Annotated in this window: 5 protein-coding genes; 3 read left to right on the top strand and 2 right to left on the bottom strand. The window is 59.7% G+C overall.

The features are described 5' to 3' along the window. Positions 1–4: 4 nt before the first annotated feature. Entirely contained in the window at positions 5–748 is a 744-nt protein-coding gene (gene pdxJ / locus AB4N44_RS22505; protein WP_460107440.1) for a pyridoxine 5'-phosphate synthase, read from the top strand. 128 nt (positions 749–876) lie between these two features. Here pdxJ and mltF read toward each other — a convergent pair whose 3' ends face one another. Continuing rightward, entirely contained in the window at positions 877–2,337 is a 1,461-nt protein-coding gene (mltF, locus tag AB4N44_RS22510; RefSeq protein ID WP_127925939.1) for a membrane-bound lytic murein transglycosylase MltF, read from the bottom strand. Positions 2,338–2,622: 285 nt separating this feature from the next. On the opposite strand from mltF, the gene purL reads away from it, so the two are divergent. Continuing rightward, complete coding sequence (gene purL / locus AB4N44_RS22515; RefSeq protein ID WP_460107438.1) at positions 2,623–6,519, top strand: phosphoribosylformylglycinamidine synthase; 3,897 nt, start codon at positions 2,623–2,625, stop codon at positions 6,517–6,519. A 5-nt stretch (positions 6,520–6,524) separates the two neighbouring features. Further along, positions 6,525–6,836, top strand: coding sequence for a YqfO family protein (locus tag AB4N44_RS22520; RefSeq protein WP_042607740.1), 312 nt, complete (start codon positions 6,525–6,527; stop codon positions 6,834–6,836). Positions 6,837–7,336: 500 nt separating this feature from the next. Here AB4N44_RS22520 and AB4N44_RS22525 read toward each other — a convergent pair whose 3' ends face one another. Then, the gene (locus AB4N44_RS22525; protein WP_460107436.1) at positions 7,337–13,087 is read right to left on the bottom strand and encodes a membrane-targeted effector domain-containing toxin; all 5,751 of its coding nucleotides are present in this window, start codon (positions 13,085–13,087) and stop codon (positions 7,337–7,339) included. Between the last annotated feature and the right edge of the window lie 50 nt (positions 13,088–13,137).

The following is a 13,137-nucleotide window of genomic DNA, read 5'->3' on the forward strand; positions in this document are numbered from 1 at the left end:
ATCCGTGACCACCAGCAATCGCATTCTTCTTGGCGTGAACATCGACCACGTCGCCACCCTGCGTCAGGCCCGTGGCACGCGCTACCCGGATCCGGTCAAGGCTGCGCTGGACGCGGAAGAGGCGGGTGCCGACGGCATCACCGTGCACCTGCGTGAAGACCGCCGGCACATTCAGGAGCGCGACGTTCTGCTGCTCAAAGACGTGCTGCAAACCCGCATGAACTTCGAAATGGGCGTCACCGAAGAAATGATGGCGTTCGCCGAGCGTATTCGCCCGGCACACATCTGTCTGGTTCCGGAAACCCGTCAGGAACTGACCACTGAAGGTGGTCTGGATGTCGCGGGGCAGGAAGAGCGGATCAAGGCCGCGGTCGAGCGTCTGTCGAAGATCGGCAGCGAAGTGTCGTTGTTCATCGATGCGGACGAGCGTCAGATCGCTGCGTCGAAGCGCGTCGGTGCGCCTGCAATTGAACTGCACACCGGGCGCTACGCCGATGCCGAAACCCCGACCGAAGTGGCTGAAGAACTAAAGCGCGTTGCCGAAGGCGTGGCGTTTGGTTTGGCCCAAGGCTTGATCGTTAACGCGGGTCACGGCTTGCATTACCACAACGTTGAAGCCGTCGCGGCGATCAAGGGCATCAACGAACTGAACATCGGCCATGCGCTGGTGGCACATGCGTTGTTCGTTGGCTTCAAGTCTGCCGTATCGGAAATGAAGGCGCTGATTCTGGCTGCTGCCAAGCACTAAAGGTCACCGCATAACAACTTGTGGGAGCGAGCCTGCTCGCGAAAGCGTTGTATCAGTCGAAGATGATGTCGACTGACACGACGCTTTCGCGAGCAGGCTCGCTCCCACAATTTGTTTTGGGGTGTTGGTTAGAGCGGGGCAGGTTCTTGAGTGGGCTTTGATTTGTCGATGCCGGGCACATGCAGATTGCCCTCAGCGACTTGATCGCCCTCAAGCTGCGGCTGCGTCACCCAGGTCAAAATGTCGTAATAGCGACGAATGTTCGCCACAAAATGCACCGGCTCGCCGCCCCGGGCGTAGCCATAACGCGTCTTGCTGTACCACTGCTTCTGCGACAGGCGCGGCAGGATCTTCTTAACGTCCAGCCATTTGTCCGGGTTCAACCCTTCCTTGGCCGTCAGCTTGCGCGCGTCATCCAGATGGCCGCTGCCGACGTTGTACGCCGCCAGGGCAAACCAGGTGCGATCCGGTTCCTTGATCGAATCGTCGAGCTGATCCTTCATATAAGCCAGGTACTTGGCGCCACCCATGATGCTCTGCTTGGGGTCGAGGCGGTTGGACACGCCCATCGCCTGCGCGGTGTTCTGGGTCAGCATCATCAGCCCGCGCACGCCGGTCTTCGAGGTAACCGTCGGCTGCCACAGCGACTCCTGATAACCGATCGCTGCCAGAAGGCGCCAGTCGACCTTCTCTTTCTTCGCGTAATTCTTGAAGTGCTGTTCGTATTTCGGCAGGCGCTGCTGCAAGTGCTGGGCGAAGGTCGTGGCGCCCATGTAACCGAGGACATCGACGTGGCCGTAATAGCGGTCTTTCAGGCGTTGCAGGGTGCCGTTCTTCTGCACCTTGTCCAGATACGCGTTGATTTCGTTGAGCAGGCTGTTGTCTTCGCCAGGGCCAACCGCCCAACTCTGGCTGCGCGCATCGCCGAGGTCGAAGGCCACACGAATGTTGGTGAAGTACACCTGATTCATCGCCACTTCGTTGGAGTCGACCAGGGTCAGGTCAATCTGCCCTTCATCGACCATGCGCAGCAGATCGACCACTTCAACCGCGTCGGACTCTTCATATTCAATGCCGGGGAATTTCTTTTTCAGTTCGGCCAGTTGTTCGGCGTGAGTGCTGCCCTTGAGCACCATGATCTTCTTGCCGACCAGATCGCCGGGATCGGTTGGCCGCGACTGGCCGTTGCGGTAGATGATCTGCGGGGTGACTTCGAGATAGGAGTGCGAGAAGCGCACCTGCTTCTTGCGCTGTTCGCTGCTGACCAGACCGGCGGCGGCCAGCACCGGGCCGTTCGGCTTGCCGATCTGATCGAACAGGTCGTCGAGGTTGTCGGCGGTCTCGATCTTCAGCTCGACACCCAAATCGTCGGCGAAGCGCTTCACCAGCTCGTATTCGAAGCCGGTTTCACCGCTGCGATCCTGAAAGTAGGTGGCGGGGCTGTTACGGGTAATCACCCGCAGCACACCATCCTCCTTTACGCGCTCGAGTGTGTTGGGTTTATCAACACAGCCACCGAGCATCAGGAAGAGTCCGGTTGCGATCAGCCATTTGGCGTACCGCGGACGCAAAGCCGTTGGGAAAAACATCTGCGCAGTATACGCAAACGGCCGCGGGCGCCATATCTCGACAGTGCAAGGCGAGTCTGCTAGCGATCACAAAACCGAGCGAAACCCCGCAGAAACGGGCCTTTACGGCTTTTTGTTACAGTAAAAATAAGCGGCCTCCGAATAGCTGATTTACCTGACTCTGAAGTCGGAAACACAGATTGATACTCGAGTGCAACCGTGCGTAGCGTTTCGGGTGATGTTGAGGGCGGTTTAGGCTAGAATGCACGGCCTCAAAGCACACCCCTTCCCGAGGCTGTCCCGAAGATGTTGATCCTGCGCGGCGCTCCTGCCCTTTCTGCCTTTCGCCACAGCAAACTCCTTGAGCAACTGAGCCAGAAGGTTCCAGCTGTCAGTGGCCTGTATGCTGAATTCGCTCACTTCGCCGAAGTCACCGGCGTCCTGACCGGCGACGAACAGCAGGTGCTAGCGCGCCTTCTGAAGTACGGTCCAAGTGTTCCGGTTCAAGAGCCGACCGGCCGTCTGTTTCTGGTGTTGCCGCGTTTCGGCACCATCTCGCCATGGTCGAGCAAGGCCAGCGATATCGCTCGCAACTGCGGCCTGAGCAAGATCCAGCGTCTGGAGCGCGGTATCGCCTTCTACGTGGCCGGTCAGTTCAGCGAAGCCGAAGCCCAGCAGATTGCCGATGTGCTGCATGACCGCATGACCCAGATCGTGCTGGCCAACCTCGAGCAGGCCGCCGGCCTGTTCAGCCACGCCGAGCCGAAGCCGCTGACTGCAATCGACATCCTCGGTGGTGGTCGCGCCGCGCTGGAAAAAGCCAACACCGAGCTGGGCCTGGCCCTCGCCGAAGACGAAATCGACTATCTGGTCGACGCCTTCAACGGTTTGAAGCGCAACCCGCACGACATCGAACTGATGATGTTCGCCCAGGCCAACTCCGAGCACTGCCGTCACAAGATCTTCAACGCCAGTTGGGACATTGATGGCGAGAACCAGGAAAAAAGCCTGTTCGGCATGATCAAGAACACCTACGTGATGCACAGCGAAGGCGTTCTGTCGGCTTATAAGGACAACGCCTCGGTGATCGTCGGCAACGTTGCCGGCCGTTTCTTCCCGAATCCTGAGACCCGCCAGTACGGCGCGGTGCAGGAGCCGGTGCACATCCTGATGAAGGTTGAAACCCACAACCACCCGACCGCGATCGCTCCGTTCCCGGGCGCGTCGACCGGTTCCGGCGGCGAGATCCGTGACGAAGGTGCAACCGGCCGTGGCGCCAAGCCTAAGGCTGGCCTGACCGGTTTCACTGTATCCAACCTGCAGATCCCGGGCTTCGAACAGCCGTGGGAAGTGCCGTACGGCAAGCCTGAGCGCATCGTCACCGCGCTGGACATCATGATCGAAGGCCCGCTCGGCGGCGCCGCGTTCAACAACGAATTCGGTCGTCCGGCCCTGACTGGCTACTTCCGTACCTTCGAACAATCGATCACCACCCCGCACGGTGACGAAGTTCGCGGTTACCACAAGCCGATCATGCTCGCTGGCGGCATGGGCAACATCCGCGAAGAACACGTCAAGAAAGGCGAGATCGTGGTCGGCTCCAAGCTGATCGTCCTCGGCGGCCCGGCGATGTTGATCGGTCTGGGCGGCGGCGCCGCTTCCTCGATGGCCACCGGCACCAGCTCGGCGGATCTCGACTTTGCTTCCGTACAGCGTGAAAACCCTGAGATGGAGCGTCGTTGCCAGGAAGTCATCGACCGTTGCTGGCAACTGGGTGACAAGAACCCGATCAGCTTCATCCACGACGTGGGTGCGGGCGGTCTGTCCAACGCCTTCCCGGAACTGGTCAACGACGGCGACCGCGGTGGCCGTTTCGAACTGCGCAACATTCCTAACGACGAGCCGGGCATGGCCCCGCACGAAATCTGGTCCAACGAATCCCAGGAACGTTACGTTCTGGCGGTCGGCCCGGAAGATTTCGAGCGCTTCCAGGCGATCTGCGAACGTGAGCGTTGCCCGTTTGCCGTAGTCGGTGAAGCCACCGCCGAGCCGCAACTGACCGTGACCGACAGCCACTTCGGCAACAATCCGGTGGACATGCCGCTGGAAGTGTTGCTGGGCAAGGCTCCACGCATGCACCGTTCGGTGGTTCGTGAAGCTGAACTGGGCGATGACTTCGATCCGTCGAACCTCGACATCAGCGAATCCATCGAGCGCGTTCTGCATCACCCGGCCGTGGCGAGCAAGAGCTTCCTGATCACCATCGGCGACCGCACCATCACCGGCCTCGTGGCCCGTGACCAAATGGTCGGCCCATGGCAGGTTCCAGTGGCTGACGTTGCCGTCACCGCGACCAGTTTCGACGTCTACACCGGTGAAGCGATGGCGATGGGCGAGCGCACTCCGCTGGCATTGCTGGACGCTCCGGCGTCGGGCCGCATGGCCATCGGCGAAACCCTGACCAACATCGCGGCTTCGCGCATCAACAAGATCTCCGACATCAAACTGTCGGCGAACTGGATGTCGGCGGCCGGCCACCCGGGCGAAGACGCGCGTCTGTACGACACCGTGAAAGCGGTCGGTATGGAACTGTGCCCTGAGCTGGGCATCACCATTCCGGTGGGCAAGGACTCGATGTCCATGGCCACCCGTTGGAACGACAACGGCGAAGAAAAAACCGTGACCTCGCCGATGTCGCTGATCGTGACCGGTTTCGCGCCAGTGGCTGACATCCGTCAGACCCTGACCCCGGAACTGCGCATGGACAAGGGCACCACCGACCTGATCCTGATCGACCTCGGTCGCGGGCAGAACCGTATGGGCGCTTCGATCCTTGCTCAGACACACGGCAAGCTCGGCAAACACGCGCCGGACGTCGATGACGCCGAAGACCTGAAAGCCTTCTTCGCGGTGATCCAGGGCTTGAACGCCGACGGTCACTTGCTGGCTTACCACGACCGTTCCGACGGTGGTCTGCTGACATCCGTGGTGGAAATGGCCTTCGCCGGTCATTGCGGTCTGAGCCTGAACCTCGACAGCGTTGCCGAGTCCTCGGCGGAAATCGCTGCGATCCTGTTCAACGAAGAACTGGGTGCGGTGATCCAGGTCCGTCAGGACGCCACGCCAGACATCCTCGCGCAATTCAGCGCGGCCGGTCTGGGCGACTGCGTGTCGGTGATCGGTCAGCCGATCAACAATGGTCAGATCAACATCACCTTCAACGGTGACACCGTGTTCGAAGGCCAGCGTCGTCTGCTGCAACGTCAGTGGGCCGAGACCAGCTACCAGATCCAGCGTCTGCGCGACAACGCCGACTGCGCCGAGCAAGAGTTCGACGTGCTGCTGGAAGAAGACAATCCGGGTTTGAGCGTCAAGCTGAGCTACGACGTCAACCAGGACATCGCCGCGCCTTACATCAAGAAAGGCATCCGCCCACAGGTTGCCGTGCTGCGTGAGCAGGGCGTCAACGGTCAGGTGGAAATGGCGGCGGCGTTCGACCGCGCCGGTTTCAACGCGATCGACGTGCACATGAGCGACATTCTCGCCGGCCGTGTTGACCTGAACGAGTTCAAAGGTCTGGTGGCGTGTGGTGGTTTCTCCTACGGCGACGTGCTCGGCGCCGGTGAGGGCTGGGCCAAGTCGGCACTGTTCAACAGCCGTGCCCGCGATGCGTTCCAGGGCTTCTTCGAGCGTAACGACAGCTTCACCCTCGGCGTGTGCAACGGTTGCCAGATGATGTCCAACCTGCACGAGCTGATCCCGGGCAGCGAATTCTGGCCGCACTTCGTGCGCAACCGCTCCGAGCAGTTCGAAGCGCGCGTGGCGATGGTGCAGATTCAGGAGTCGAACTCGATCTTCCTGCAGGGCATGGCCGGTTCGCGTATGCCGATCGCCATTGCTCACGGCGAAGGTCATGCCGAGTTCTCCAGCGAAGAGGCACTGCTGGAAGCCGATCTGTCGGGTTGCGTGGCGATGCGTTTCGTCGACAACCACGGCAAGGTCACCGAGCGTTACCCGGCCAACCCGAACGGTTCGCCACGCGGGATTACCGGTCTCACCAGCCGTGATGGCCGCGTGACGATCATGATGCCGCACCCGGAGCGGGTGTTCCGCGCGGTGCAGAACTCGTGGCGTTCGGAAGACTGGAACGAAGATGCACCGTGGATGCGTATGTTCCGTAACGCGCGCGTCTGGGTGAACTGAGCCCTGTGTACAAGCTCGCCTTTTTTGTTCCCGACAGTCATGTCGAAGTGGTCAAAGGCGCTGTGTTCGCTGCCGGTGGTGGGCGGATCGGTGATTATGATCACTGTGCGTGGCAGGTGCTCGGTCTGGGCCAGTTTCGACCGTTGGACGGCAGTCAGCCGTTTATTGGCGAGGCTGGGCAGGTCGAGCGGGTTGAGGAATGGAAGGTTGAGCTTGTAGTGGCGGATGAGCTGATCGTTGCTGTTGTGGCGGCGTTGAAGCTCAGTCATCCGTACGAGACACCGGCTTATGAAGTGTGGCGGCTGGAAGATTTCTGATAGCCGCTTAAACAGGAAACCCGCAGATGAGTGATTGTCTGCGGGTTTTTTGTTGCCCCCCCGATTTTCCGGGCGATGGGAATCCAATGTGGGAGCGAACCTGCTCGCGAAGGCGCCGGCTCAGGCAATAATGTTCTGACTGACCGAGTACATATCCATTGCTGCGGTAACGGCTTCTCAGGGTTCCGCCCTTACGGCGGGTCACCTTTTCCAAACGCCGAAAAAGTAACCCAAAAGGCTTGCCCCAACGTTCGGCCCACTCGCTAAAGCTCGGGGTTCCTTCGCTCCGGGATCCATCCGCTCAGCCTGCCGACGAGGCTGGTGGATCAAGATCAAAAGCTGCAGCCGAGCTAACGCTCATTCTGTTGAGTGGGGCGGCTTCGCTGCGGGTATGTTCGCAAATCGAAGTTGTGGGGGCTGGCCCCAAAAACGGCGAGAAGAAAACCACTGGGCCGTCCAGTCCAGTGGTTTTCAGCGTGATTACGCCCTCTCGAAGGCGTTCAACTGACAGCCGAAAGTTTGGCTTGCTCGACAAGCATTTCGATCAATTCGGGCAAGTATTGGAACCGCTGCTCCTTCTTGTTCCAGCGGTCAATGAAGAACAACCCTTTGTCATCCACCTGGATTGGCGTGCTGACAATGTCCCCCGTTGCGGACTTATGCACCAGATTGATTTCGCTCGGGCCAGGACGTTCGATCAGAAAATGTCCGGCGTGAGTGAGTCTGGTCCGACTGACAGACGGAATGGGTGGCGGTTTTTTTGCTCGGGAAACCGCGATGTCCAGATTGAAATCGCTGCGCAGTGCGAACACGCCGGAATTGACTTCCGAGTTCACCACTTCCCAGGTGCCTTGATAGACACCTTTGGTCAGTTCTTGCGGGGTGTCGCGCACATGAAGGCTGGCAGCGCCAAGCGTATCGGTCAGCCCCGGTACGCCCAGATTATAGTGGGTGTTCGTTCTGTCGATCAGCGCCACCCACTTATGCGGTCCGTGTGCCAGTTGGTCAGCCTCGATCAGCTGGGTAGCGAAGTAACTGAACATCTGGTTTCGCGAAATATTCTTGTCAGCCAAGCCGTCCAGGTAATAGCTCACCGTGCAATCGAGCGCCCTGATGCGGATGTTGTTTTTCGCCGCCGCGTGGACCAGTTCGGTGTAGAGAGCGACACCACCCGAACGCCCCATGAGTGAGGAGTCGAGTATCCGCAAGTAGCTTCTGAGGCGGTCGGGCATGCGTTGGGTTTGAAAAAAAATGTCCAGCTCGGCCTGATGCAGGTCGGTCAGCAGATGTTGCATATACAACGTGTCGTAGCCTGACGACTTGAGTGTTTCCATGTGTTTTTTCAGCAGTGTTTTGCTCGACACTGTGAGTCTTGATTCGCCGATCAGCAGGCTCAGACGACTGTCGACCAGTTGGCTCAAAAATGTTTCGAATGAGCTATCGGCAGCAATGTCTGGAAGGGTCGCAGCGGGGGCCGGCGTGTAGTCGGTAAAGGCGTCTCGGGCCTTTTTCTCGAGGCGGTTGCGTTGAGCAATAAACGCGTCATAGGCAGCCTGCGCGTCGCGGCCGGCCTGACCACGCAAGGAGGTAAAGGGGAAGCGAGAGTCCAGTGCTCGGGGGCGGAATTGCATGCGAGCAATTTCGTCACGGAACGCCGTCGGAACATCGAACTCGTCGAAATGTTGAACGCCCGGACTCGCCGTCGCCGGAGGCTGAGCCGGTACTTGGGGCGCTTTGTAGGATGTCGGCAATGCCACGAGGTAATCGCCCTTGGCCGCTGCGTCACCGGGTATCGCGCCGGGTGAGTCCACGCCGATGCGCGTCGGTTGACCCACAGCCACGTCGTCGATGCGCAGCGCAACGGCTTCGTGCAGGTCGGCCAGACCAGGCGTCTTGTCGAACGTGCTTATGCGTGAAGCGTCCGTCAGGGCTATCCAGCGTTCGGCGGGCGCCTCAATCGCATCGGCGGCAATGGCCTTGAGCGAGTAGAAGTTTCTGATGCTGTTGCTGCGGGGCGTCAGCGGCGAAACATCGGCCATCACCAGGGCTCCGTCCAGCTTATAGCTGGTGGAGGCGTCCAGCGCGTGGATTTTCAGACCCTTTTCCCGAGCCGTGCGGACCAGCGCAAGGTACGAGAACGGCGCGTCGGGTCCGTGGCCAAAGGCTTTGTCGACGGCTTTCAAATGTCGTTTGATACCGCGCCATGATTCGCCCCGGTTGAATTTTGCCAGCTTGATATGGAAGACGTCAGCCGGCAGATATTCCATATAAAGGTGTTTGAAACCACTCTTGAGCAACGCGTCCATATAAGTGATCAGCGCCTGTTTACTGGCGATGGAGCCAGGCTGGGCGCCGATGACCAGATTCTTGCCGGCCAACGCGTCGCTGGCGATCAGTTGCGTAAATGACGTGTCGGCGGCGATGGCCGGCACTTCGATGCGCGCAGGCAAAGGGGCCAGTTCGGCAAAATGACGGGTCGCGTCCGTGGTCAGCTTTTCGACCTGTTGCAGGTAGGCAGTGCGTGTGGAAGCCAGTTGGTCGGCAGCGGCGAAGAGGCTGGAGTGAGCGTAGGACGTTCCCATGTAGTCCTGGCTGCGCAAAATGAGTTCCTCTCGGGACTCTGGATTGATCACCATTGCAATCCTGTCCCGATATTTGGACGGCACGCCGTAGTCTTTGTGCGGGCCGGGTGTATCCGGCAAGGCGTCGTATTTCGGCGCGCCGCCGGCCACGCCGCTGCGCACCATCACACCTTCGCCATTGGGCACGGCCAGAATCCCGGTCGACAGAAGCCTGTCGGTGTCAGGGTCAAGGCGATGCAGCAGGTATCGGCCAATAACGTCGGGCGTATTCGCTGCCCACAGGGTCTGACCCTTGTAGTTCACCGGCCGCATGTCCGCCGGGGGTACGCTGGGTTCCAGTTGCTCAATCAGAGCCATGACGCGTTGCTGCTCGCTGGCGCTGCTGACGGCGGCCTGGCGCAGGGGACGGCTGACTGGCTGAAGTGAGCGCAGGGCTGGACGCAGGTCGGTCAATAGCGCACCGGTACTGTTGAGCATGTAGCCGAGCAAATGGTTGAGCGCTTCGGCGTTGTTACCCTGCCGATAGGCGTGCAGGGCGAGCATGCCATCCTTGAATGCCAACAGCAGCCCGGTGCTCAGACTCAACAGTGGAAACGGTGCGGTGGCAATGGCGGTGATCCATTCGACGCACGTCCAGATCAGGCCGGCAATCATCTGGGCGCGGCTGCTGGTAGTCGCGTGGACATCGTCGATCTTGCGCTGCAGCTTCATGTCATACAGCGCGTCGCGCATGTCGCTGATCGGGGCTTTCTGCTGTGTCGAGTCGTAGCGTGCCGGGCTGGACGTGGTTTTGTCGATGTCTTTGGGCAGCTGCTTTTTGGCAGTTTCAAGGAATTTGCGCACCCGGGTCTGCGATTGAATGCCTACCCGCCGGGTGAAGTATTCGATCATGCCGGGCTGCTGTTTCAGCAGGTAATTGAACAGCCGTGCTTCGCGAAAACTCACGCCGTCAGGCGCGTCGGGGGTGTAGAGCAGCACCGGGTTTTTGTCGTGGCCGAACAGCCAGTTGTCGAGCACCCACTCACCCTCAATCATCAGTCGATGGACCGGGTATTTTTTTTGCCGTGGCGCCGATATGTCCTCCATGCTGTCGATGCTCTGCTCAAGCCATTGCCGGTCACTGCTGGCGATATGGCCCTGCAACTGGCATTCCAGCGCTGCGCATTTCATCTGGCGTTGAGTAATGGCCAGGATTGTATTGCGCCTGAAGGCGTAACCCTCACTCGCGTCACTTTGCAGTTCTTGTCTGACCTTGTCGGTGTAGCGTTTGCCTATCCACACACCGGTAATCGAGCGCGCGACAGTCTTTGCGCTCAGGTTGCTGATATCGATGTCTGGCGGCCCTTTGAAGTGTGCCGAACGAGAGAATTTTTCGTCGAGGAAGCCGACGCCGTCGGCATACCCGTCGCGATACAGCCGTGTGTACGTTAACGGTTTTGGTGTCAGGGCCGGAATGACCGACATGGGCGAGTAAGCGATGACAGTATCCGGGTCGACGTCATTTGCCGGGCGTTTGAGCAACTGGTTCAGTTGTTTTTTCGCCTGCTCGTGCACGTAATCGTCGAACGCCGGAAAGCGGCTGCCCGAAAGTTGATGTCGGTCGAAGCCTTGCAATGCACCTTCGGCGTCTTCGCTCAGCGTCGACAGTTTTCTGCGGTTTTCGTCGGTGGTTGTGCGATACCACAGCGGGGTGCCGAAATCGTAGTCGTCGACTCGCGTGGCCAACACGTGCTCGGCCATGACTTGCAGGCAATCGAGGTGCTTGCCGATGTTCTCGAAGGTGACTTTTCTGTGCTCCTGATCCTCAAGCTTGAAACTGAGGCTGGAGAGCACTTTGCGCAGGCTTGAACGAAAACGCAGAGGTGCACGGCTGATCAGGTAGCCGGTCATGGTATTGGCGTCTTCGCTGTGCGTGGCCCAGCCAAGCAGGTGGGTCTGACATTCAAGCTCACTGGCGAAGACCTGGAACTGCTGCTCTCGCGGCGCTTGTGGCGTGCACAGCAACATGCGTTTGAGGACGCCCTCGGCGTCGCTTTGGCGCAACACCCAGAGATCCTGCAGTTGCGCACCGTGCACGGACAGGGTCGCGGCGCGCAGGTGTGGATCGCTGTCGCTGCGCAAGCGCTGGATCAGTTGCAGGTCACTCTCGAGCAGATGGCCTTGCAGCACTGCCGTATGAGCCAGCGCGACGATACGTTGATCGAGCATGTCCTCGATCGCGGGTTTGATGGCTGGGCCGGCATGCATGTCTTTCTGCAAACGGTCGAATTCGATACGCGGCTTGAGGCTCAACCCTTGCTTGACCAGCCACTGCGGTGTCAGGTCTGCGTAGGCATCGGCCAAAGGCGCATCGTCATAGGTGAGGGTGGTATATCGAAGAAACTCCGAGTCCGGCAATTCGTCTCCCGTGTGCGGGCCACGCAAGGACAGATCGAGCAAATTGCGCTGATGCTCATACACACCGTATCCGGGCACCCGACGTTGCGTGGTGATTTGCAGCTTCTGCGGCTCCAGATCATCAATCTCCAGATCTTCGCTCAGACGCTCCAGCCATTGATGCCGGGCGAGGGTCAGAAGACTGGCCGACGGCCCCATCAGGTCGAGCAGTTTTTGCCGCGCCTTGTGGTAGATACCGACCTGTTGCGCCAGCTCGGTCTGCCTGGCGGCGCTGGCGCTGCGGTACCACTGCGGTGCACTGTCGCGCAGGTGGCGTTCGAACAAGGTTTGCGCCTGCAGTTCCAGGCGCGGGGCGAGATCCGGCAGGGCTCCTGCAATGGCCCGGTCGAGGGCCGCGAGCAACTGCGCCGAGTCTTGTTGCGGGTTGTCGTCGTAGCTCCAGGCGCGATCGATGTCTTGTGTGCGCTTGTCGATCAGGGCATCGCAGATATGTTCAAACAGCGGTTGGCTATCGATCAGCGAACACTGCAACGGCCAGATCCCCGCTGCACTCAAGTCGTGATAGCGCGCCGGCAACATCTGCATGAATTCAGTGTGGCTGGCGGGATGTTGCAGGTATTGCAGCAAATGGACGTCGAGAGCCGCTGCTGAATCGAAGTACTCGATGCCCCGGCTCGGGGTGAACAACAGGACGTAACCACCGTCCCTGGCCGTCGACAGATCGGTGAGCGCGGACTTGTTCTTTTCCGTGACGACAAAGGCGCCAGCCAGCTCGACGGTGTGTTCCTGAAAGCTGAACTGCAGCGCGTAGGCGGCCGGACGTAGCGTCGGCCCCAGCGTCAGCTGTTCCAGGAGCGCAGCGGCTTGGGGATGCAGCAGGCGATCCTTGACGGCCTGTCGCGCCTCGTGGCCGATCGCGGTGAAACCGGCTTCGTAGGTCAGAAAGGTTCTGGCCGATTTGTTATCGATCAGATCGCGCAGATCCATGTCGAGCAACGCCGTGTCGAGCTTGGCTTTGGTGGTCGCGAGCAGTTTTTTGCCCTGGTCACTGTGCAGGTCGCTGTTTTCCAGGATCTGGTAGATCGCCCGACTTTTTTGCAAGAACTGCTCGCGGTGAGCTTTGAGCAGGCTGTTCAGCCGTTTGAGGTAAACCTGCTCCGCTGTCGGTGCCTGTTCGGCAAGCAACGGGGTATCGATGTTGAAAAGATGCTGGGCGATCTGGTTGAGATCGCTCCTGATCTCTTCAACCGTGGGGGCGGTGGGAGTGCTCATCGGCACAGTCTCCATGCTGGTGGGAAGAGCCTTCAGCATGGCGAGGGTGA

The organism is Pseudomonas sp. S3_C06, from assembly GCF_054667675.1.